At 73.9% G+C, this 21,643-nt stretch carries 20 protein-coding genes and 1 pseudogene; 14 read left to right on the forward strand and 7 right to left on the reverse strand.

Features of this window, described 5'->3' with window-relative positions:
- A pseudogene (locus tag GA0115242_RS40880) lies at window positions 1-628 on the forward strand (hypothetical protein); the annotation flags it as partial.
- 71 nt (window positions 629-699) lie between these two features.
- Here GA0115242_RS40880 and GA0115242_RS24445 read toward each other — a convergent pair.
- Genes GA0115242_RS24445 through GA0115242_RS24455 form a run of 3 tightly spaced genes read right to left on the reverse strand, consistent with a single transcriptional unit; the run spans window position 700 to window position 3,215 of the window.
- Complete coding sequence (locus tag GA0115242_RS24445) at window positions 700-1,443, reverse strand: FAD:protein FMN transferase (protein ID WP_256089571.1); 744 nt, start codon at window positions 1,441-1,443, stop codon at window positions 700-702.
- Window position 1,444: 1 nt separating this feature from the next.
- Complete coding sequence (locus GA0115242_RS24450) at window positions 1,445-1,867, reverse strand: FMN-binding protein (protein WP_093831977.1); 423 nt, start codon at window positions 1,865-1,867, stop codon at window positions 1,445-1,447.
- Between the two features lie 10 nt (window positions 1,868-1,877).
- Window positions 1,878-3,215, reverse strand: coding sequence for a ferredoxin reductase family protein (locus tag GA0115242_RS24455; protein ID WP_093831979.1), 1,338 nt, complete (start codon window positions 3,213-3,215; stop codon window positions 1,878-1,880).
- Window positions 3,216-3,365: 150 nt separating this feature from the next.
- Here GA0115242_RS24455 and GA0115242_RS24460 point away from each other — a divergent pair, with 150 nt between their 5' ends.
- The 3 genes from GA0115242_RS24460 (at window position 3,366) to GA0115242_RS24470 (ending at window position 7,063) form a co-directional block, all read left to right on the forward strand.
- On the forward strand, window positions 3,366-4,055 hold the full coding sequence (locus tag GA0115242_RS24460) for a response regulator transcription factor (RefSeq protein ID WP_176729905.1): 690 nt from the start codon (window positions 3,366-3,368) through the stop codon (window positions 4,053-4,055).
- Complete coding sequence (locus tag GA0115242_RS24465) at window positions 4,052-5,542, forward strand: sensor histidine kinase (protein ID WP_093831983.1); 1,491 nt, start codon at window positions 4,052-4,054, stop codon at window positions 5,540-5,542. Before GA0115242_RS24460 ends, GA0115242_RS24465 begins: the two co-directional genes overlap by 4 nt.
- A gap of 417 nt (window positions 5,543-5,959) precedes the next feature.
- On the forward strand, window positions 5,960-7,063 hold the full coding sequence (locus GA0115242_RS24470) for a lysylphosphatidylglycerol synthase transmembrane domain-containing protein (RefSeq protein WP_093831985.1): 1,104 nt from the start codon (window positions 5,960-5,962) through the stop codon (window positions 7,061-7,063).
- A gap of 21 nt (window positions 7,064-7,084) precedes the next feature.
- Here the strand turns inward: GA0115242_RS24470 and msrB are convergent, their stop codons facing one another.
- Together msrB and murC are read right to left on the reverse strand one after the other, a co-directional pair.
- Window positions 7,085-7,492: a peptide-methionine (R)-S-oxide reductase MsrB gene (gene msrB / locus GA0115242_RS24475; protein WP_093831987.1), complete on the reverse strand. Its 408-nt coding sequence runs from the start codon at window positions 7,490-7,492 to the stop codon at window positions 7,085-7,087.
- 14 nt (window positions 7,493-7,506) lie between these two features.
- Window positions 7,507-8,895 carry a UDP-N-acetylmuramate--L-alanine ligase gene (gene murC, locus GA0115242_RS24480; RefSeq protein ID WP_093831989.1) on the reverse strand — a complete coding sequence of 463 codons (1,389 nt, stop codon included), beginning with the start codon at window positions 8,893-8,895 and terminating at the stop codon, window positions 7,507-7,509.
- A gap of 359 nt (window positions 8,896-9,254) precedes the next feature.
- On the opposite strand from murC, the gene GA0115242_RS24490 reads away from it, so the two are divergent.
- Window positions 9,255-9,632: a hypothetical protein gene (locus GA0115242_RS24490; protein WP_093831993.1), complete on the forward strand. Its 378-nt coding sequence runs from the start codon at window positions 9,255-9,257 to the stop codon at window positions 9,630-9,632.
- Between the two features lie 326 nt (window positions 9,633-9,958).
- On the opposite strand, the gene GA0115242_RS24495 is transcribed toward GA0115242_RS24490, so the two are convergent.
- A complete protein-coding gene (locus GA0115242_RS24495; protein ID WP_176729906.1) occupies window positions 9,959-10,429 on the reverse strand; it encodes an indole-3-glycerol phosphate synthase in 471 nt (156 codons plus the stop codon).
- Between the two features lie 145 nt (window positions 10,430-10,574).
- Window positions 10,575-11,375, reverse strand: a complete 801-nt coding sequence (locus GA0115242_RS24500) for a pyrimidine reductase family protein (protein ID WP_093831997.1) — start codon at window positions 11,373-11,375, stop codon at window positions 10,575-10,577.
- 126 nt (window positions 11,376-11,501) lie between these two features.
- On the opposite strand from GA0115242_RS24500, the gene zapE reads away from it, so the two are divergent.
- The 9 genes from zapE to GA0115242_RS24550 form a co-directional block, all read left to right on the forward strand.
- Window positions 11,502-12,617 carry a cell division protein ZapE gene (zapE, locus tag GA0115242_RS24505; RefSeq protein ID WP_093831999.1) on the forward strand — a complete coding sequence of 372 codons (1,116 nt, stop codon included), beginning with the start codon at window positions 11,502-11,504 and terminating at the stop codon, window positions 12,615-12,617.
- Window positions 12,618-13,242: 625 nt separating this feature from the next.
- Window positions 13,243-13,821: a carbonic anhydrase gene (locus GA0115242_RS24515; RefSeq protein WP_093832001.1), complete on the forward strand. Its 579-nt coding sequence runs from the start codon at window positions 13,243-13,245 to the stop codon at window positions 13,819-13,821.
- A gap of 8 nt (window positions 13,822-13,829) precedes the next feature.
- The gene (locus GA0115242_RS24520) at window positions 13,830-15,341 is read left to right on the forward strand and encodes a SulP family inorganic anion transporter (RefSeq protein ID WP_093832017.1); all 1,512 of its coding nucleotides are present in this window, start codon (window positions 13,830-13,832) and stop codon (window positions 15,339-15,341) included.
- 138 nt (window positions 15,342-15,479) lie between these two features.
- A complete protein-coding gene (locus tag GA0115242_RS24525; protein ID WP_093832003.1) occupies window positions 15,480-16,436 on the forward strand; it encodes a slipin family protein in 957 nt (318 codons plus the stop codon).
- Between the two features lie 93 nt (window positions 16,437-16,529).
- Window positions 16,530-17,897 carry an alkaline phosphatase PhoX gene (locus GA0115242_RS24530; protein ID WP_093832005.1) on the forward strand — a complete coding sequence of 456 codons (1,368 nt, stop codon included), beginning with the start codon at window positions 16,530-16,532 and terminating at the stop codon, window positions 17,895-17,897.
- Window positions 17,898-18,069: 172 nt separating this feature from the next.
- The gene (locus tag GA0115242_RS24535; protein ID WP_093832019.1) at window positions 18,070-18,906 is read left to right on the forward strand and encodes a PPK2 family polyphosphate kinase; all 837 of its coding nucleotides are present in this window, start codon (window positions 18,070-18,072) and stop codon (window positions 18,904-18,906) included.
- A 120-nt stretch (window positions 18,907-19,026) separates the two neighbouring features.
- A complete protein-coding gene (locus tag GA0115242_RS24540) occupies window positions 19,027-19,878 on the forward strand; it encodes a polysaccharide deacetylase family protein (RefSeq protein ID WP_093832007.1) in 852 nt (283 codons plus the stop codon).
- 53 nt (window positions 19,879-19,931) lie between these two features.
- Window positions 19,932-20,648, forward strand: a complete 717-nt coding sequence (locus tag GA0115242_RS24545) for a peptidyl-tRNA hydrolase (RefSeq protein WP_093832009.1) — start codon at window positions 19,932-19,934, stop codon at window positions 20,646-20,648.
- 124 nt (window positions 20,649-20,772) lie between these two features.
- A partial coding sequence (locus tag GA0115242_RS24550; protein WP_093832011.1) for a DUF692 domain-containing protein occupies window positions 20,773-21,643 on the forward strand: 871 nt, incomplete at its 3' end.

Consider the following 21,643-nt stretch of genomic DNA (forward strand, 5'->3'; position numbering starts at 1 on the left):
GGCCAACGGCACCAATCCGACGGCGGGTCCGAGCACCGGCGGCGGCATGGGCGGCGGCGGGCGGCCCGGCGGGAGCGCGGGCGGGGAGAGTCCGGCGACGGGCACGCCCCCGTCGGGCGGCGCCCCCGGCGGCACGCAGCCGGGAACGGGCTCGGGCACGGGCTCGGCGTCCGGTGAGACGTCCGGCACGGGGTCTGCGTCCGGTGAGACGTCCGATGAGGCGTCCGGCGCGGAGCCGGGCGGCGGCGGAACGGACGGCGCGGGTGCCGGTGCCGGTGGCGGCGGTGGCGGGACCCAGATCAGTACCGCGACGGTGGCGTACCTGAAGAAGCACCAGGACGGCGCCACCTGGCTGGTCGCGGTGGCCACCGACCAGACGGCGGCGCAGCTGATCCTGGAGTCCGGGCAGCCGGTGATCTCGATGGGCGGCTGGTCGGGCAGCGACGAGGCGATGACCCTCGCCAAGCTCAAGTCGCTGGTGGCGGCGGGCAGGCTGCACTACGTCATGGTCAGCGGCAGCGGCGGCCAGGGCACCGCCGCGGAGATCTCGGCCTGGGTGACGGAGCACGGCACGGCGGTCGCGTCCGCCGACGGTCTGTACCGTCTGGACGCCTCCGACGTCGGCTGACCCGCGTCCTCCCGCCGGACCGGGCGGGCCACCGGCACTCCCCCGCCGGTGGCCCGCCCCGCGGCGTGCCGTCACGCGGCGGCGGCCCTCTCCCCCGCCACCGCCGGGAACCCGGGCGTGCGCAGCACCCGGCGCTCGGCGTCGACGGCGAAGACCTCGCAGCCGTCCTGGCCCGCCGCCCAGCCGACGCCCTCGGCGCCCAGGGCGAACGCCGCCGTGGCGACCGCGTCCGCGACCGTCAGGGTGGGGGCGACGACGGTCACGCTGAGCAGTCCGGTCGCCGGGAGCCCGGTGCGGCCGTCGACGATGTGATCGCCGCGCTCGTAGCGGGCGGAGGTGGCGACCGCGCCGTCGGTCAGCTCCAGGACCGTGCAGAGCCGGTCGGCCAGCTCGGGATGGCGGACCCCGACCCGCCAGGGGCCGCTGGAGGTGATCACGTCGCCTCCGGCGTTGAGGCAGAACCGGCGGGCCCCGGCCGCCGTCAGCAACGCCGCCGCCCGCTGCACGGACCAGCCCTTGACGACCGCGCACGGGTCGAAGGGACGGCCGGGCGGCCGGACGTCGAAGGCGCCGCCGGTGGCGGTGCGGTAGTGCGCGCAGAGGCCGAGCACCTCGGTGAGGTCGGCGCTCAGCTCCCGGCGGGCGAGTTCGCCCCGGCCGTACCGGGAGACCTCGCTGTCGGGCCGGAACGGGCTGAACCGCGCGTCGGCGTCCCGCAGCCAGGCGAAGACGGCGTCCGCGGCCGACTCCGGGACACCGGGGTCGTCGACCCGCAGCGAGACCGGGAACCCCATGACGTGTTCGACGCGCCGCACGTCAGGCGCCCCGCGCGTCGAGGGCGGCCTGGAGGGACTCCCGGTAGCCGTCGCTGGTGACGGTCGCGCCGGAGACGGTGTCGATGTCCGCGCTCTGCGCCGCGAGGGTCTCCTCGACGAGTTGCGGGACGGCCGCCGCCGTCTGCGGGTGCTGGGGCTGCTGGAGCATCCGCACGGCGGTGATGGTGTCGCCGTCGAAGGTCACCTCGACCTGGACGGGACCCTTCTCGGTGTCGACCGTCGTCCCCCTGACGACGGCGGCGGCGCCGGACGCCGCCCCCGAGGACGCGGAGGCCGAGGGGTCGGAGGCGGCGGGGGTGGCCGCGGGGGCCGGGGACGCCGTCGTCGCGGTCGACGGCGCGTAGCGCCAGACCGGGATCAGCCCGGCGACCGACAGGACCAGGACAGGCAGGGCTCGTTTCACGTCGTCTCTCTCATCCCGCCAGGCTGAAGCGTTCGAAGTGGAGCTGGGCCTTGGGCACGCCCAGGTCGCGCAGGTTGCGCAGGACCGACGCCATCATCGGCGGCGGCCCGCACAGGAACACGTCGCGGTCGGCGATGTCCGGGACCATCCGGGCCAGTTCGCGCGGTGCCAGCAGGTCGGGGGCGACCGGGCCGGTCACCAGGTGCAGTTCGGCGCCCTTGGCGGCGGCCAGTTCCCGCAGCTCGCCGTAGAGGACGGCGTCGCGGTCGGCGGCGACCCGGTAGATGACCACGGCGTGCCCCGACAGCTCCTCCAGGAGGGCCCGGATGGGGGTGACACCGACGCCTCCGGCGATCAGCACCGACTCGGGCCGGGTGCGGTGCAGCGCGGTGAACGCGCCGTAGGGGCCCTCGGCGAAGACCCGGGTGCCGACCTTGACGTGGCGCAGCGCGGCCGACCCGGCCCCGGCCCGCTTGACGGTCAGCCGCAGCCGCTCGCCGTCGGGCGCGGCGGAGAGCGAGAACGGGTTGGCCTGCCACCAGCGGTCGGCGGTCAGGAACCGCCAGAGGAAGAACTGTCCGGCGCGGGCGGGCAGCCGGTCCAGGTCGCGGCCGGTGATGTAGAGGGAGACGACGTCGTCGGACTCGGCGACGACGGCGGAGACCCGCAGCCGGTGGCGGAGGTTGCGCCACACCGGGAGCACCAGGCGGCCCGCCAGCACCGAGCCGAGGGCGACGCCCCAGACCCCGTACCAGTAGGCGGTGGCGGCGGACGACGCGGTGAACGTCGTCCCGACGGCGACCTGGTGGGTGAAGGCGAGGACCACGGCGACGTAGGTGTACAGGTGGACGAAGTGCCAGGTCTCGTAGGCGAGGCGGCGGCGGGCCCAGCGGCCGGAGACCGCGCCGACCACGAGGATCACGCCGAACGCGACGACGGCGCGCAGCACGCCCTCGGTGGTCTCGGCGAGGTCGACGACCTGGTCGATCGGGCCGAGCGAGGAGGACTGGGCGTATCCGAAGGTGATGAGGACGGCGTGCGCGAGGAGCGTCCACAGGAGGCCGAAGCCGGTCCAGCGGTGCCAGGAGGTGAGCCGGTCCATGCCGATCCGGCGGTCGAGCCAGGGCAGGCGGGCCACCAGCAGGAGCTGGAAGGCCATGAGGAGGGCGCCGTAGAGCCCGGCCAGGCGGCCGAGCACGATGAGCGCGTTGGAGGCGAAGCCCGCCTGGGTGAAGAAGTAGGTCACCACGGCCGCGTTCGCGGCGAGCACGGCGTACAGCCCCGTGCGGGCCACCGCCCTGGGGCGTATCGCCGTGGGGGGCGCGGGGGGCGATTGGACGGTCGTCACGGACGGCAGCTCCTCGATCGGGTCCTGGGTGTCGAGCTTCCCCGGCCGGAGCTGTCGTTCTGCTGTCGGGCGACTTTCAAACACTTATCGATCCGGCCGCTGTGGGCCACCGCCTCTGGCGCCGCCCGCCCGGTGACGCAAGATGAGCGGGTGGAGAAAGTACGCCTTCTGGTCGTGGACGACGACCCGCCGATCGCCGACCTCGTCGCGACGGTCGCCCGCTACGAGGGCTGGGACGCGGTCACCGCCAACTCCGGCGAGGAGGCGCTGCGGCGGGCCGCCGAGTTCGGGCCGGACATCGTGGTGCTCGACCTGATGCTGCCCGACCTGGACGGTTTCGCCGTCCTCGACCGGCTGCGGCGCTCCGGGGCGATGGTGCCCGTGGTGTTCCTGACCGCGCGGGACGCGGTGGCCGACCGGGTCGCCGGGCTCACCAGGGGCGGCGACGACTACCTGGTCAAGCCGTTCGCGGTGGAGGAGCTGATGGCCCGGCTGCGGACGGTGCTGCGGCGCAGCGCCGGGCCCGGGTTCCAGCGGTCGGTGCTGCGGGTGGCGGACCTGACGATGGACGAGGACACGCGGGAGGTGCGGCGCGGCGAGCGGGCCCTGACCCTGACGCCGACCGAGTACGAGGTGCTGCGGTACCTGATGCGCAAGTCGCCGACGGTGCTGACCAAGGCGCAGATCCTCGACCATGTGTGGGAGTACGGCTTCGGCGGGCGCTCGAACGTGGTGGAGCTGGTCGTCAGCAGGCTGCGGCGCAAGCTCGACGACACGGGCGAGCCGCTGATCCACACGGTGCGCGGCTTCGGCTATGTGGTGCGCCGGGTGCCGGAGTGACCAGGGGGACGGCGGCCGGGCCCGGGGCGCGCTACCGGCGGCTGCGGCTGGGCACCCGGCTCGCGCTGGGGCTCGGCGCGCTGGCGCTGCTGGTGTTCGGCGTGGTCGGCACCGCCCTCACCGCCTATATGCGCACCTACCTCTCCCACCAGCTCGACGACCAGCTCGGTCTCGCGCAGGTCGCGCAGTCCAAGAGCATCGCCGAGCACGGCACCCTCCAGGGCAAGAAGTACTACCGCTGGTACTACGCGGTGTACGACGTGCGGGACGGCGCCCCGGTGCTGCGCAGGCCCGAGGAGGACTCCGACCTCCCGGCCGACCTCGGCGACCTGACGGCGGTGGCGCGGGCCCAGCTGACGGCGGGCACCGAGGTGCTGCGCACCAGGAACCTCGCCGGCGAGGGCGAGTACCGGCTGCGGGCCTGCGAGGTGGAGCGGGGGGTGGTGCTGGTCAGCGGGGCGCCGATGGCGGACATCGACGCGACGATGCGGCAGCTGATCACCGTGCAGCTCGTCGCGTTCGGCCTCGCGCTGCTGGCGCTGGTGGTGTTCGGGCGCCGGATGCTGCGGCGGGGGCTGAAGCCGCTGAGCGACATGGCGCACACCGCGCACGGGATCAGCTCGCACGATCTGACGGAGTCGGCGGCACGGCTGCCGCTGCGCGCCGACGGCCGCGACGGCGGGCAGGAGGTCGACGAGCTGCGGACCGCGTTCAACACGATGCTGGAGCACATCGACGCGTCGCTGGCCGTCCGGGCGCGGGCCGAGCAGCGGCTGCGGCGCTTCGTCGCGGACGCCTCGCACGAGTTGCGCACCCCGCTGATGTCGGTGCGCGGCTACGCGGACCTGTTCCAGTACGCCGCCGCGAACGCGCCGCAGGAGCGGGACAAGCACCTGGCGCGGCTGCGCCACGAGGCGGCCAGGATGGGCGTCCTGCTGGACGATCTGCTGCTGCTCGCCCGGCTGGACGCGGCGGAGGTGGAGACACCGCTGCGACCGGTGGAGACGGATCTGGTGGCGCTGGTGGAGGAGGCGGCGGACGCGTTCCGGGCGAGCCGCCCCGGGCATCCGCTGACGGTGACCACGGGACCGCCGCGCCTGCCGCTGCGCCTCGATCCGCACCGGATACGTCAGGTCCTGGACAACCTGCTCACCAACGCGGCCGTGCACACCCCGCCGGGGACCGCGGTCGAGGTGACGGTGACGGCGTCGCGGGAGAGCGCGCTGGTCCGGGTCACCGACGCGGGCCCCGGCATCCCGGCGGCCGACCGGGAACGGGTCTTCGACCGCTTCTACCGGGTCGACAAGGCGCGCAGCCGCGACCGGGGCGGCAGCGGCCTCGGGCTCTCGGTGGCGAGCGCGCTGATCGGGGCGCACGGCGGCACGCTCGGCCTGAGCGGCGGCCCCGGCGCGACGACGTTCACGGTGACGCTGCCCCTGCGCGGCCCGGACGCCGCGAAAAGCGCCGGTCCCCGCCGGGAGTCCTGATCCGGGCACCGGAAACGGGCCGGTCGGACCGTCGGCACCCACGGTCGCGCGTCACCCGTACGGCCCACGCGTTGACGGCGCTCCCCCGCCCGCGAGGACACCCCGGCCGCCGCTCCCGGACCGCGCGCGGCGCCGCCTCCGCACGGATTCCCGGCCCCGGCGCCGCCCCCGGTCTGAACCCCGCCCGTCCCACTCGCGTACCACCGGAGGCATGACAGGAGGAGTGACGCGGGAAACAACAGAGGGGAACGACTCAGAACGACGTGTGACGGTCCACGCGGCTTCGGCTCGCGGACATCGCGGTGTCACACCGAACGGGGACGGTTCCGCCGTCCCCCTGTCCTGCCTCGCCCCGTGTCCGCCCGCCCGTGCCGCTGTCCGGCGGCCCGCGCGTGACGTGGAAGGACGACGTGCGCCGTGACCCCGCTCCCGCTCGACGAGACCCCGGGCCCCCGCCCCACCGGGTCCGCCACCGCCCCCGCGGCGCCCCCTGCGCCTGATCCGGCCGCCGGCGCCGTCGCCCTGCCCGCGCTGCCCTACCGCTTCCTGAGACCGCCGGGCTCCGTGCCCGGCCCGGCCCCCACCGCCACCGCCCGCCTGCTGCGCAGGCTGCTGGTGCTGCTGCCGGTGCTGCTGATCGCGGTGTGGGTGGCGTTCGACTGGCGGACCGTCTACGACGGCTGCGTGCGGCTGGGCTCCGCCGACCCCTGGTGGCTGCTGGCCGCGTTCTTCTTCACCTGCCTGGGCTGGCTCTCCTCGTCGTGCGTCCGCCAGGGCGCGCTGCCCGAGCGGCTGCCGACCGGGCTGCTGATCGCCTCGCAGTTCGCCGCGGGCGCCGCCAACCACGTCCTGCCCGCGAGCCTGGGCGCGCACGCCGTCACCCTGCGCTTCCTGCTGGGCCGGGGCATCCCGCTGGCCCGCGCCACCGCGTCGCTCGCCCTGTACTCCCTGGTGCGGCCGATCGCCAAGACGCTGGTGCTGCTGCTGTTCCTGCTGACCTCGCCCGATCTGCTGCGGGTGGGCACGCTGGCGCCCGACGGGCGGACGCTGGCCCTGGCGGCGGGCGGTGTGGCGGGCGCGGTCACGGTCGCCGCGGTGCTCGTCACCGCCGTCCGCCCGCTGCGGCGCCCGCTGCTCGACGCGGTGCGCAGCGCCCTCACCGACGTACGGGTGCTGCACACCATGCCGTCGCGGATCGTGGCGCTCTGGGGCGGGGCCGCCGCCGCGCCGCTGCTCCAGGCCAGCGTGATCTTCTCGGTCGGCGCGGCGCTCGGACTGACCCTGTCTTGGGCGCAGGTGGCGTTCGCCTTCCTCGCCGCGAGCACCGCCGTGGGGGCGGTGCCCGCGCCGGGCGGGATCGGTCCCATCGACGCGGCCACCGTCTTCGCGCTGGCCGCGATGGGCGCCCCGCTCGACGTGGCCGCGACGGCGGTCATCGGCTACCGCGTCCTCACGGTGTGGCTGCCGCTGCTGCCGGGGGCGCTGGCCCTGTCGACGCTGGTGCAGCGGAAGGTGCTGTGAGCGCCGGGGCGGCGCGCACGGTCAGCTCTCGTCGGGCGTGAGCCGCAGCGAGACGCTGTTGATGCAGTACCGCTGGTCGGTCGGGGTCGCGTACCCCTCACCCTCGAACACGTGCCCGAGGTGCGAGCCGCAGCGGGCGCAGCGCACCTCGGTGCGCACCATCCCGTGCGAGCGGTCCTGGATCAGCTCCACCGCGTCGGTGTTCTTCGGGTCGTAGAACGACGGCCAGCCGCAGTGCGACTCGAACTTCGTGGTGGAGGTGAACAGGTCGGCGCCGCAGGCCCGGCACGCGTACACGCCCTCGGTCTTGGTGGCCGTGTACTGACCGGTGAAGGCGGGCTCGGTCGCGGACTCGCGCAGCACCGCGTACTCGGCCGGGGTCAGCTCCGCCCGCCACTGCTCCTCCGGCTTCTCGACGTCGTACGCCATGACAGCTCAGCCCCTTACTTGGAGAGTCGTTCCAGGATGCGCGGGCCGAGGTCCGTGACGTCTCCCGCGCCCATGGTGAGAACGAGATCACCGGCCCCCGCCATTCCCGCGACCGCCCCGGGCACCTCGGCCGCGTCGTGCACGGCGGTCACCGCGGCGCCCGCGGCACGGGCCGCCTCGACGATCAGCTCGCTGGTGACCCCGGGGATCGGGTCCTCGCGGGCCGGGTAGATGTCCAGGACGACGGAGGAATCCGCGAGGGCGAGCGCCTGGCCCATCTCCTTGCCCAGCTCCTGGGTGCGGGAGAACAGGTGCGGCTGGAAGACGACGAGGATGCGGGCGTCGCCCGCGGCGGCGCGCATCGCCTCCAGGTCGGCGGTCATCTCGGTGGGGTGGTGGGCGTAGGAGTCGATCACCTGGACACCGGCGGCCTCGCCCTTGAGCTGGAGGCGGCGCTTGACGCCCGTGTAGGCGGCCAGCGCCGGGGCCAGCTCGGCGGCGGGGACGCCCAGCGCGACACCGGCGGCGAGGGCGGCGACCGCGTTGTGCGCGTAGTGGCGGCCCGGCACGGAGACCGCGAAGGTCAGCTCCTCGCCGTCGAGCAGCACGGTGACCCGGCTGGTGAGCCCCTGCGGGACGACGTCGAGGACCCGCACGTCGGCGTCCTCGGCGGAGCCGTAGGTGACCGTCCGCACGGTGCCCGCGAGGCGCCGGGTCAGCTCGCGCGCGCCCTCGTGGTCGGCGGAGATCACCAGGGTGCCGCCGGGCACGATCCGCCCGGCGAAGGTCTCGAAGGACTCGTAGATCTCGTCCATCGACGCGTAGTTGGCGTGGTGGTCAAGCTCCACGTTCAGCACGATCGCCACCTCGGGGGCGTACCGGTGGAAGCTGCGGTCCGACTCGTCGGCCTCGGCGACGAAGATCTCGCCGTCGCCGTGCAGCGCGTTCGAGCCGGGCACGTCCAGGTCGCCGCCGATGGCGTACGACGGGTCGAGGCCGAGCGCGCCGAGCGAGACGGCCAGCATCGACGTCGTGGTGGTCTTGCCGTGGGTACCGGCCACCGCGAGCGGCCGCAGGCCGTCCATCAGCGCGGCGAGCGCGTCGGAGCGGTGCACCACCGGCACGCCCAGCTCGGCGGCGCGGACCAGCTCCGGGTTGTCGGCGCGGATCGCGGAGGAGACGACGACACAGCTCGCGTCGTCGGCGAGGTGCCCGGCCGCGTGCCCGATGTGCACGGTGACGCCCAGGGCGCGCAGCGCGTCGGCGGTCTCCGACTCCTTCGCGTCGCTGCCGGCCACCTTGGCGCCGCGCTGCGCGAGGATCTTCGCGATGCCCGACATCCCGGCGCCGCCGATGCCGATGAAGTGCGGTCGGTCCATGGCGGTGGGAAGGCCGGGTGCCATGCGTTGTCTCCCAAGATTCCGGAACGGGGATGAGCAGTCCAAGCCTATGGGGTGCACCACCACCCCCGCCCCAGGGACTCCCACGGGAGGAAACGCGCCACGCCGCCCGCCTGAGAACGGGGGGCTCGGCGGCTCTTGGGGGCGGGGCGGGGGGCCGGGTGCCGGAGTTCAGAGGGCCCGGGACCGGGGGCCGGGGACCAGGGCACACCCGCCGTGGGTGGGCAGGCGGCGGGCGAGGACCGCCGTCCGTCGTCCCCGGCGGCGAGCCGCGAGGCGGGCCCGGGGGCCTGAGCAGGCCCATGCGGTTGCCTTAGAGTCCTGGCCTCAGAGCGCCGCGTGCAGCCCGAGAGAATGACGGCATGACCATCTTCCGCTGTTCCAACTGTCAGCAGCCCGTGACGAGCGAGGTGGTGTCGGGGGAACCAGTGAGGAGTCCCGAGCGGCCGCCGGGCCACGAGGTCGTTCCGCCGCGCATGTCTCTGGGGATCTTCGACACCAATTTCGACGGCAGCCTTCTGATCCTCCACCCGGACGACGTTCCTGGGACGGTGCTTCACCCCGACCCGCAGCGTGTCAGTGGCTGCTGCGGGCTCGCCGGCCTAGACGGGCCCAACCTCGTCTGCGGCGGGTGCGGCGTCGAGGTAGCGACGAAGGAGTCCGATTGCTGGTCCGACAACCTTGTGGCACTGATTGCCGCCGCAGTGACCGATGGGCATACGACAGACGCTGACGTCTAGGGCGACGTCCGGGCTTCCGGCCCCTCGAACACCGGCCTCCCGGCCCGGCGGGTGCTCTTCGGCTTCGAGGTCTGGTTGTGCGCCCAAGGACCGGGGTGCGCAGTGCCGCGCTTGAACAGGCTCGCCGGGGGCGGGCGGGGGGCGACGACGGACGCCGTCCCACGGCGCCGCCCGCCGCGCACCCCCGTCCGCCACCGGCTCAGGCACGCGCCCGCCCGCCCGGCGGCGCCCCCCACCCCGGGAGACCTCACCCCAGCAGAACGCACCCCCGGGAGACCTCACCCCAGCAGAACGCCCCCGAGGCCCCCGGCGGGCCGTCCGTCCGTCTACTCGCTGTGCGAGAACAGCTTCAGGACCGGTACGCCCACCTTGTGGCGGGCCCGGGACGCCCAGTCGCGGTGGAAGAACTCCTCCACGTAGTGCGGATCGGTGAGGACGATCACCTCGTCCGCCCCGACCTCCTCGACCAGCGACTTCAGCGCGTCCAGCGGGTGGTCCTCGACCCGCCGCCCGTCCGCCTCGCTGCCCGCGCCGCGCAGCGCGAGCAGCGACACCTCCAGAGCCCGTTCGCCGAACCCCTTGGCGTCGGCGCCCTCGGGCGTCTCACCCTCGCGCGCGGCCTCGTCCAGCTCGCCGAGGGCGACGTCGTCGATCGCCCGCAGCAGGCGGTCCGCCTGATCGCCGCGCGGCTGGAGCAGGACGAGGAACCGGACGTCCTCGTCCCCGTGCAAAGTGGTGACGAACTCCACGTCGGCGGCCGTCAGTGCCTTCTCGATCATCAATACGCTCGTGAACACCGGGCGCCCCTTCTGCAGAAACCATCCTGCCCCGTGATCTCACGGGGACTGCGAGATTCAGTGTGCCCATGGGTGGGCCGTCGCGAGGCTAAGCGGAACGATTGATTCCGCCTATTTCGGGACCCGCGGGACCACTGGTCGATTTTCAGGACCGCCGATAGCGGCCGAACAGGAACCCGTCCTCCTCCAACAAGGACACCAGTGCGAACCGCCGGGGGTCGGCGACCTCGGGGCCGCCGGTGATCCGGCGCGCGCTCCCGGCGGTGAGCACCGGCGCCAGCGTCACGCACAGTTCGTCGAGGACGTCGGCGGCGACCATCTGTCCCAGCAGCCGGGGTCCGCCCTCGGTGAGCAGCCGGGTGTGCCCGAGCGCGGCGAGCGCGGCCACCGCGCGGGCCGGGTCGACGCCCGTACCGTCCCCCGCGACGACGACCCGGACACCGGCCCGCTCGGCGGCGGCGACCCGGTCGGCGGGCGCGGCGGCGCCGGTCAGGACGAGCGTGGGCACCAGCGGCGCGGCGAAGAGCGGGAGCGCGAGGTCCAGGTCGAGGCTTGCGCTGACCACCGCGATCGCCGCCGCGGGCCCCTGCCCGGCCGCCTGACGCGCCGTCTCGTGGCCGGACGGCACGCGCGCGGGCCGGTACCCCTCCTGGCGTACCGTTTCAGCACCGACCACGACCACATCCGCCAGCGCCCTGAGCACCCCGAAGACCCGCAGGTCGGCCGGGGAGGAGAGGGCCTCGGAGCGACCGTCGTGCTGGGCGGCGCCGTCGACGCTCGACACCATGTTGGCGCGCAGCCACGGCGCCGGACGCGCGCCGGTGACGGAGTCCGGATAGGCGTAGGCGGCGGCCAGTTCGTCCGGCCCCCACCCGGCGGCGCCCCCGGTCGGCTCCCCGCGGGCGTCCACCACTGTCTCGTCGGTCACAGGTACGAGGCGTCGCATGACGTGCAGTCTGGCACGCCACCGGCCCTTTCACCGGAGGACCGGACCGCCCCGCCCCGCCCACCTGCGGCGATGCCGGGCCCCGCGGGACGCCCGCCCCCGCGGACGGGCTTAGCATGGTGAACCGTGTCGTCCTCCTCCGCCGCCCCTGGACTCAGCCCCGCGACCGACCGGGCCCCGCAGTCGCTGTGCGCCCGTGAACCGCGGGTGCCCGCGGACCGGCTGGTCGCCGAGATGGTGCCGCCGCCGCGCTTCGACTCGGTCCGCTTCGACACCTACGTGCCGGACCCCGGTCAGCCGAGCCAGACCGAGGCGGTGCGCGTCCTGGCGGAGTTCGCGGCCGGTCTGGGCGGAGCGCACCCGGCCGGCGCCCCGCGGCGCGGCTTCCTCGGGTTCGGCCGGCCGAAGGCGCACCGGTCGCCCGCGGGCCCGCGCGGCGTCTACCTCGACGGCGGCTACGGCGTCGGCAAGACCCACCTGCTCGCCTCCCTCTGGCACGCCACCCCGGCCGAGCCCGCACTCAAGGCGTTCGGCACCTTCGTGGAGCTGACCAACCTGGTCGGCGCCCTCGGCTTCCAGCAGACCGTGCGGACCCTCTCCGGCCACCGCCTGCTGTGCATCGACGAGTTCGAGCTGGACGACCCGGGCGACACGGTCCTGGTCTCCTCGCTGCTGGGCAGGCTGGTGGACGAGGGCGTGGCGCTCGCCGCCACCTCCAACACGCTGCCCGGGAAGCTGGGCGAGGGCCGGTTCGCCTCCGCCGACTTCCTGCGCGAGATACAGGGCCTGTCCGCCCGTTTCCGCGCGCTGCGCATCGACGGCGAGGACTACCGCCACCGCGGACTGCCCGAGGCGCCGCGGCCGTTCACGGACGAGCAGGTCACGCGGACCGCGTCCGCCACCGCGGACGCGTCGCTCGACGCCTTCCCGCAGCTCCTGGACCACCTCGCCAAGGTCCACCCCTCCCGCTACGGCGCGCTGACCGAGGGGATCGGGGCGGTCTGCCTCACCAGGGTGCGGGCGGTGCCCGACCAGTCGACGGCGCTGCGGCTGGTGGTCCTCGCGGACCGGCTCTACGACCGCGAGGTGCCCGTCGTCGCCTCGGGTTCGCCCTTCGACCAGCTGTTCAGCGAGGAGATGCTGAACGGCGGCTACCGCAAGAAGTACTTCCGGGCGATCTCGCGGCTGACCGCGCTGGCCCGGGACGGGAAGAAGCTGGTCGGCGCCGCCGCGGGCGACTAGTTCACGCCAAGCGACCCTCACATTTCAGGCTCTCTTCAGCTCGAAACGCTAAGTTAACCCTGCAAACAACTTTGCAGCGCTACCTTGTCATTTGACCAACCATTGACCAAGTGTTGGTCTGCGGTAGAGCTGTGAATCAGTGGGAGGGGGGCGCATGCTGCGAGGTACAGGGGTTCGGACCGTGATCGCGGTCGCTGTCGCCGTCCTGCTCTCCCTCCCCTTCTTCACCACCGCCCCGTCCTTCGCAACCGCGCATACGGTCCGTCAAATCGAGGCCAAAGCTGCGCCCGGAATCAAACCCTCCGTCGCCTCACTGCGCGACGAGTCGGCGACACACCGTCACTGCGACCACTCCGGGGACCCGACGGGCCCCCTGCGCAACCGCGACCGCAACCGCGCGGTCGACGTCGCGCCGGAAGGCCCGGAACGACCTCTGCTGAACCGGGACCCGGCGGCCGATCACCCACCGGCCGCGCCGCGGCCCCCGCGCCCGTCGAGACCCGCGACGGCGCACACTCCGGCGGCACTTCAGGTCTTCCGCTGCTGACACAGCGGCTCAGCGGTTCCCCCACACCTGTCCTGCACGTCCGACGCGCCTCTGCCGCGCGCCAGGAGGATCACCATCATGCAGCCCCTCATCGACAACGCCCGTACGTTCGGACAGCGCCCTGAGGAGTTCGCCAAGCTGGCCGAAGGCCAGTCTCCGCAGGTCCTGTTCATCACCTGCTCCGACTCCAGGGTCGTCCCGGCCCTGATCACCGGCGCCCGTCCCGGCCAGCTCTTCGAGCTGCGCACCGCGGGCAACATCGTCCCCCCGTACGCCTCCGAGCACCCCACCAGCGAGGCCGCCACCATCGAGTACGCCGTGGAGGTGCTGGGCGTCAGCGACATCGTCGTCTGCGGGCACTCGCACTGCGGTGCCGTCGGCGCGCTGGTGCGCGACGAGGACCTCACCGCCGTGCCCGCGGTGCGGGACTGGCTCGCCAGCGCGACCCCGCGTCCGTCCGGCGCGCCCGAGGACCCCTCGTGCAGCGAGGGCGTCCAGGGACACGTCCTCACCCAGGTGCTGCGGCTGCGCTCGTACCCGTACATCGACGCCAAGGTGAAGGCGCGTCAGGTCGCCCTGCACGCCTGGTACTACGAGGTCCACACCGGCGCCGTCCTGGCGCACGACCCCCACTCCGACGCTTTCACGGCCCTGTGAGCGACCCGATGACCAAGACCTCCCCCACACCCCCCACCTCCCTCATATCGAGGTTCCCCCACCTGCGGCAGGACTTCGCCGCCTCCCTCGTCGTCTTCCTGGTCGCGCTCCCGCTCTGCGTGGGCGTGGCCGTCGCCTCCGGCGTCCCGGCCGAACTGGGCCTGGTCACCGGCATCGTGGGCGGCATCGTCACCGGCCTGATGCGGGGCAGCAGCCTCCAGGTCTCCGGACCCGCCGCCGGTCTGACGGTGCTGGTCTTCGAGGCCGTACGGGAGTTCGGCCTCCCCGCCCTCGGTGTGATCGTCCTCGCCACCGGCGCCCTGCAGATCCTGATGGGCACCCTGCGGCTGGGCCGCTACTTCCGGGCCATCTCGGTCTCGGTGGTCGAGGGCATGCTGGCCGGCATCGGCCTGGTGCTGATCGCCGGTCAGCTGTACGCGATGGCCGACGCCGAGGCCCCGGCCTCCGGGGTCGCCAAGCTGATCGGACTGCCCGGCGCGCTCGCCGGGTCGCTCGGCAGCACCCGGGCCCTGGCCTCGCTCGGCCTCGGCGCCGCCACCATCGCCGTCCTGGTGCTCTGGAAGCGGATGCCCGCCCGGGTGCGCACGGTCCCGGGGCCGCTGGCCGCCGTCGGCCTCGCCACCCTCGCCGCGCTGGTCCTCTCCCTGCCCGTGGCCACCGTCGAGGTGAAGGGGCTGCTCGACTCCGTCCAGCCGCCCCCGCTCAGCGCCTTCGGCGACCTCCTCGGCCTCGGACTGCTCGGCACCGTCGTCGCGTTCACCCTGATCGCGTCCGCCGAGTCGCTGTTCAGCGCGGCCGCCGTGGACCGGATGCACGACGGCCCGCGCACCGCCTACGACAAGGAACTCGTCGCCCAGGGCGCGGGCAACGCGCTCTGCGGTCTGCTCGGCGCGCTGCCGATGACCGCGGTCATCGTGCGCAGCGCGGCGAACGTGCAGGCGGGCGCCCGCACCAAGGCGTCCCGGGTGATGCACGGCGTGTGGCTGCTGCTGTTCGCGGCGCTGCTGCCGGGCGCCCTCGCCCTCATACCGATCCCCGCGCTCGCGGGCATCCTCGTCTACTCCGGCGCCAAGCTCGTCCCGGTGCGGCAGATCGTCTCGCTCTGGCGCGAGCACCGCGGCGAGGCGCTGATCCTGGTCGCCACGGCGGTGTCGATCGTCGCGGTCAGCATGTTCGAGGGCGTGCTCATCGGACTGGCCCTCGCCGTCGCCAAGACCGCCTGGGAGGCGTCGCACATCCGGCTCGACGTCATCGACAAGGGCGCGGGCCCCGTGCAGGCGTACCTGTCGGGCAACGCGACCTTCCTGCGGCTGCCGAAGATCCTCGACAGCCTGGAGGCGCTGCCCCAGGACCGCCCGGTCGAGCTGGACCTCTCCGGGCTGCACCATCTGGACCACGCCTGCCGGACGGCCCTGGAGAACTGGGCCGAGCGGCACAGCGCGGTGGGCACCGAACCGGTGCGGATGACGGCCGAACCGGCCCGGGTGAGCGCCGTCTGACCCCGGTGTGAGACGGCTCCGTCCGCGTCCGTGAGGACGCCAGGCGGCCGGTCCGGTCCGATCGTGGCCCCGGACCGGCCGCCGGGCATATCGTGGCAAGGGCAGACACTTCTGGCCTCTCGTCCTGAGGAGGTCGTCATGCTCGCTGAACTGGTGACGGCGATCGGCGCCCTGGCAGCCGCGGGGGCCGTGTACGCCTCGGCGGCGGCCCGCGTGGTCAAGCAGTACGAGCGCGGAGTGGTCTTCCGGCTCGGACGGATCGTGGGCGGCGCGCGTCCCCCGGGGTTCACCATGGTGGTCCCGTTCGTGGACCGGCTGTACAAGGTGAACATGCAGGTCGTGACGATGCCGGTGCCGGCCCAGGAGGGCATCACCCGGGACAACGTCACGGTCCGGGTGGACGCGGTCGTGTACTTCCGGGTGGTCGAGCCGACGGAGGCCCTGGTCAGGGTCGAGGACTACCGGTTCGCGGTCTCCCAGATGGCCCAGACGTCCCTGCGCTCCATCATCGGCAAGAGCGATCTCGACGATCTGCTCTCCAGCCGCGAGAAGCTCAACCAGGGGCTCGAATTGATGATCGACAGCCCGGCCATCGGGTGGGGCGTGCAGATCGACCGGGTCGAGATCAAGGACGTCTCGCTGCCCGACACGATGAAGCGCTCCATGGCGCGGCAGGCCGAGGCCGACCGTGAGCGGCGGGCCCGGATCATCAACGCCGACGCCGAGCTGCAGGCGTCCAAGAAGCTCGCCGAGGCGGCCCAGCAGATGGAGGCGACGCCGTCGGCGCTCCAGCTCCGTCTGCTGCAGACCATCACCGCCGTCGCCGCGGAGAAGAACTCGACGCTCGTGCTGCCCTTCCCGGTGGAGCTGCTCCGCTTCCTGGAGCGGGCCCACGAGCACGAGATGCCCCGGCGGCCCGAGCAGGACCAGAGCCGGGACCAGCAACAGGGACAGGAACGGCGGGCTCCGTCGCAGGCACCGCGCGAGCAGCCGCAGATCACCGAGAACATGCAGGTCAGAGACGGCGGCGCACTGGACGGCGCGCTCGACGGACAGCAGCGGGACCGTCAGGCGGAGCACCCGGTCGAGCGGTGACACGGGGCGCGGGCGTCGTTCCCGTGAGCGGCGCCGAATGGTAGACACAGCCGGGTCACAGTTCCTGTCCGCCAGCAGGAAGGCCGCTCACCCATGTCCGCGACCCGACGTCAGATCCTCGCCCGCTCCGGTGCGCTCGGAGCGGGCATCGCCTTCTCCGGGGCCCTGTCCGAACTGTTCGCCGGTCCCGCCGCCGCCCGTGACCTGGGGCGCACCGGCTACGGACCGCTCGTCCCCGACCCCGGGGGCCTGCTCGACCTGCCCCGCGGGTTCCGCTACCGGGTGCTGTCCCGCGAGGGCGACCCGCTGCGCTCCGGCGAGGGCCCGGTCCCTTCCCACCACGACGGCATGGCGGCGCTGCCGGGCCGCCGCGGCCTGGTCCACCTGGTCCGCAACCACGAGAACCGCCCCACCGCCGCCCACCCCGTCCCGACCGTCCCCGGCCTCACCTACGACCCGGGGGCCAAGGGCGGCTGCACGGTCCTGACCCTGGACGGGGAGCGGGTGGTCTCCGAGCGGGTCGCCGTCGCCGGGACGGCCGTCAACTGCGCGGGCGGTCCGACGCCGTGGCGCACCTGGCTGACCTGCGAGGAGACCGAGGACCTGGCCGGGACCTCCGGGTACGCCGAGGACCACGGGTTCGTCTTCGAGGTGGACCCGGCGGACCCGCACCGCACCGGCGCGGTCCCGCTCACCGCGATGGGCCGCTTCCAGCACGAGGCGGTCGCGATCGACCCGGTGCGCGGGGTCGTCTACGAGACCGAGGACGCGTTCCTGCATCCGTTCGGCCTCTTCTACCGGTTCCTGCCCGAGCGGCCGCTGGGCGGTGTCGGGTCGCTGCGCGCGGGCGGCAGGCTCCAGGCGATGCGGGTGCCGGGGGTGCCCGACCTCTCCCCGGTCCAGGAGGTGGGCACCCGCTTCGACGGCGTCGAATGGGTCGACGTCCCCGACCCGCTGGCCGCCGGGACGCCGATCCGCCTCCAGGACTTCGGGCCGCGCGGCATCACCCACGCGCAGAAGCTGGAGGGCTGCTACTGGGGCGGCGGCGACAGCGTCTGGTTCGTGTCGTCGTTCGCCCGCGGGGCGGACGGCTCGGCGGCCGACCACTTCGGCCAGATCTGGCGCTACGAGCCCGCCCGGCGGCGGCTCACCCTGATGGTCGTCTTCGGCCCGGACACCGATGTCCGGCTCCCCGGCGAGTCCCCCGACAACATCTGCCTGGCGCCCGGCGGCGGCCTGATGGTCTGCGAGGACGGCGACGGGGCGCAGCACGTCTTCGGTGTCACCCGGGGCGGTGAGGTCTATCCGCTGGCCCGCGGGCGGCAGGACATCGGCACGCCCGGCGCCCCGGCGTGGGGCGAGTTCGCGGGCGTCACCTTCGCGCCCGACGGCCGCACGATGTACGTCAACTGCTACACGCCCGGCACCACCTTCGCCGTGACGGGCCCCTGGCACGGCTGACGCGTCGCCCCTCCCCTGGCGCCCCCGCCGTCCCCGCCGCAGGATCGGGTGAGGACGGAAGGGGTGCCGCGTGGGCAAGCACGACAAGCACGGGAAACACGGGAAACACGACAAGCACGACAAGCACGGGAAGGGCAGCGGGCACGGGGACGGCCGGGACGGCGGGGCGGATCTGGATCTGCGCGCGCTGCTGCGGGTCTCCGGCGGCGAGCGGACCGACCTGGGCGGCCACGACGCGCGGGCGACCCCGGGCGGGCAGGGGGACAAGGCGGCGGGCCTGGCGGAGACCGCCCGCACCGGCGAGCGGCTGGCGGGTCTCCAGGAGCGGCTGTGGGCGGCCTCGACGGCGGGCGACAGGCGCCGGGTGCTGCTGGTGCTCCAGGGCATGGACACCAGCGGCAAGGGCGGCACGGTCAAGCACGTCATCGGGCTGCTCAACCCGTCCGGCTGCCGCATCCACGCCTTCAAGGCGCCCACCAAGAAGGAACGGGCCCACGAGTTCCTGTGGCGGATCAGGCGGAACCTCCCGCTCCCCGGCGAGCTGGGCATCTTCGACCGCTCGCACTACGAGGACGTGCTGGTCGCCCGGGTGCGGGAGCTGGCGCCGCGGGCCGAGATCGAGGAGCGCTACGGCGCGATCAACGCCTTCGAACGGGAACTCGCGGACGACGGCGTCACCCTCGTGAAGTGCTTCCTGCACCTCTCCCACGAGGAGCAGCGCGACCGGCTGCTCAAGCGCCTGGACGACCCGGACAAGCACTGGAAGTTCAGCACCGGCGACATCGACGACCGCGCGTTGTGGCCCGCGTACCAGGAGGCGTACGAGATCGCCCTGGCCCGCTGCTCGACCGGGCCCGCGCCCTGGTACGTGATCCCGGCGGACCGCAAGTGGTACCGCAACTGGGCGATCTCGCGGCTGCTCCTGGAGACCCTGGAGGAGCTGGACCCGCGGTACCCGCCGGGCGACTTCGACGTGGCACGGGCCCGGGAGCGGCTGCTGAAGAGCTAGCGGCACCGCCGGGGGGCGGGATGGCGGCGCCAGGGCGGGACTCGGGGGGGGCGGTCTCGCGTGGGTGAGCCTCGCGTGCCGGTACGAAAATAAGCCTATTCGTACCTTTATGTTCGTACGGTGATCATTCGAGTACGCCATGTAGCCGCCGCCTGTGTACTCGGCGCCGCGCTCACCGCCTGCGGCGCCCCCGACGCGCCCACCGCCGCCCGCCCGGCCCCCTCCTCGGCCTCCTCGGCCCCCGCCGACTCCTCCCGTCCGCCGACCCTGACCCCCGGCGCGGGCGGCCTCACCCCCGTCTTCACCAACGGGCCCCGCACCGGGGACAAGACCGTCGCCCTCACCTTCGACGCCGACATGACGGCCGACGAGGGGCCGCGGGCCGCGGCGGGCGAGCGCTTCGACAACCCGGAGCTGATCTCCACCCTGCGCACGCTCAAGGTCCCGGCCACCGTCTTCATGACCGGCCGCTGGGCCGAGGAGTACCCGGCCGAGGCCCGCTCGATCGGCGCCGACCGGAACTTCGAGATCGCCAACCACTCCTACAGCCACTACGCCTTCACCGGGGACTGCTACGGCCTGCCGAGGGTCGCCGCCGACGGGATGAAGAACGACGTGGAGCGCGCGTACACCGCCTTCCGCAAGGCCGGGATCGCGCACCCGATGCCGTACTTCCGCTTCCCCGGCGGCTGCTACGACCGTCAGGTGCTGAAGACGCTGGCCCCCACCGGGGTCACCGCCGTGCAGTGGGACGTGGTCAGCGGCGACGCCTTCGCCACCGACTCCGACGCGGTCGCCCGGCAGGTCATGGAGGGCGTGAAGCCGGGCTCGGTGGTCGTCATGCACTGCACCCGCAGCGCGGCGCCCGCCACCGAGCGCGCGGTGCGCGCGATCGTGCCGGAGCTGCGCGCCAAGGGCTACCGGTTCGTGAAGGTGTCCCAGCTGATCGGTGCCGCCGCGGCCCGGCACTGACGGTCCCCTTGAGGGGCGGGCCCCGGGCGGCCCGCCCCTTAAGGTTGTCCGATGTGAGCACTGATCCCGCCGCCCCAGGCGACAGCCCCTTCCAGACCGACCGCACCCCCCGCGACGAGGCCCCGCAGTTCGTGCTGCCGCTCGTCGTGCGGATCGAACGGGACGCGCCGCCCGCGCGCACCGACGCGCTGGAGACCGCCGCGCGGGCCGTGCTGACGATCCTCGGCGACGCGCGCTCGACGGGGGACGGCGAGTGGGCCGAGGTGATGCGGGACTGGCAGGACGCCCGCATCCGCAAGGTCGTCCGGCGGGCCCGCGGCTCCGAGTGGCGGCGGGCCGAGGCGCTGCCCGGCATCACGCTGACCGGGAAGTCGGCGGAGGTACGGGTGTTCCCGCCGGTGCCCCTGGACGGCTGGCCCAAGGACCTGGCCAAGCTCCAGGTCTCCGGCACCGAGCTGGACGACCCCGAGCCGCCCGCACCGGCCGACCCCTCGCTGCCGGTGATCTGGTTCAGCCCCGAACTCGACATGTCGGCGGGCAAGTCGATGGCCCAGGCGGGGCACGGCGCCCAACTCGCCTGGTGGGAACTGTCGGAGGAGGAGCGGGTGGAGTGGCGGGACGCCGGGTACCCGCTCGCCGTCCGCACCGCCGACCCCGACCGCTGGGCCGAACTCATCGACAGCGGGCTGCCGTTGGTCCAGGACGCGGGCTTCACCGAGATCGCCCCCGGGAGCTGCACGGTGGTCGCGGAGCACCCGGCGCTGCGCTGAGGACCGTCGTCCAACCTCAAATGTTCCTCTGAACGGGCCGCGTGGGCGGTTCGATCCGGGGCACCGGGGCCATAACCCCCGTCACTGACGAAAAGGACGGCACGGGGAAGCCGAGGTGGGGACGATGCGGGCACTGGGGGCGGGGATCGGCTGGCGGCCGGAGATCGCGGACGCCGTGGAGCGGATGCCGGGGATCGACTGGGTGGAGGCGGTGGCAGAGAACGTCTGCCCCGGCCATCTGCCGCCGTCGCTGCTGCGGCTGCGCGAGCGCGGGGTGACGGTGGTCCCGCACGGTGTCTCGCTGGGGCTCGGCGGCGCCGACCGGCCCGACCCGCACCGGCTGACCGCGCTCGCCGAGCGGGCCGAGGCGCTGGGGTCGCCGCTGGTCACCGAGCACATCGCGTTCGTCAGGGCGGGCGGACCGCTCACCGCGTCGCCGCTCCTGGAGGCGGGACACCTGCTGCCCGTCCCGCGCACCCGGGACGCCCTCGACGTGCTGTGCGAGAACGTCAGGATCGCCCAGGACGCGCTCCCGGTGCCGCTCGCCGTCGAGAACATCGCGGCGCTGCTCTCCTGGCCCGGCGAGGAGATGACCGAGGGGCAGTTCCTGTACGACCTGGCCGACCGGACGGGGGTGCGGCTCCTCATCGACGTGGCGAACCTGCACACCAACCACGTCAACCGCGGTGAGGACCCGGCCGAGGCGCTCGGCGAACTGCCGCTGGAGGCCATCGCCTACGTCCATGTCGCGGGCGGCGTCGAGCGCGACGGGGTCTGGCACGACAGCCACGCCCACCCCGTCCCGGCCCCCGTCCTGGCCGTCCTCACCGACCTCGCCTCCCGGGTGTCACCCCCGGGCGTCCTTCTGGAGCGCGACGAGAACTTCCCCGAACCCGCTGAACTGGAAGGGGAGTTGGCGGCGATCCGGGCGGCGGTTGAGCGGGGGCGCGGACAGCGGCGGCGGGCGGGGACCGGCGGCGCGCGGGCGGCGGTGA

The organism is Streptomyces sp. SolWspMP-5a-2 (assembly GCF_900091845.1).
GTDB classification, from domain to species: Bacteria; Actinomycetota; Actinomycetes; order Streptomycetales; family Streptomycetaceae; genus Streptomyces; species Streptomyces doudnae.

What these genes read in the sequence shown, in the direction of transcription:
- msrB (WP_093831987.1), bottom strand. Translation starts at nt 7,492, where the DNA reads ATGGCGTACGACGTCGAGAAGCCGGAGGAGCAGTGGCGGGCGGAGCTG.
- murC (WP_093831989.1), bottom strand. Translation starts at nt 8,895, where the DNA reads ATGGCACCCGGCCTTCCCACCGCCATGGACCGACCGCACTTCATCGGC.
- GA0115242_RS24490 (WP_093831993.1), top strand. Translation starts at nt 9,255, where the DNA reads ATGACCATCTTCCGCTGTTCCAACTGTCAGCAGCCCGTGACGAGCGAG.
- GA0115242_RS24500 (WP_093831997.1), bottom strand. Translation starts at nt 11,375, where the DNA reads ATGCGACGCCTCGTACCTGTGACCGACGAGACAGTGGTGGACGCCCGC.
- GA0115242_RS24515 (WP_093832001.1), top strand. Translation starts at nt 13,243, where the DNA reads ATGCAGCCCCTCATCGACAACGCCCGTACGTTCGGACAGCGCCCTGAG.
- GA0115242_RS24520 (WP_093832017.1), top strand. Translation starts at nt 13,830, where the DNA reads ATGACCAAGACCTCCCCCACACCCCCCACCTCCCTCATATCGAGGTTC.
- GA0115242_RS24525 (WP_093832003.1), top strand. Translation starts at nt 15,480, where the DNA reads ATGCTCGCTGAACTGGTGACGGCGATCGGCGCCCTGGCAGCCGCGGGG.
- GA0115242_RS24530 (WP_093832005.1), top strand. Translation starts at nt 16,530, where the DNA reads ATGTCCGCGACCCGACGTCAGATCCTCGCCCGCTCCGGTGCGCTCGGA.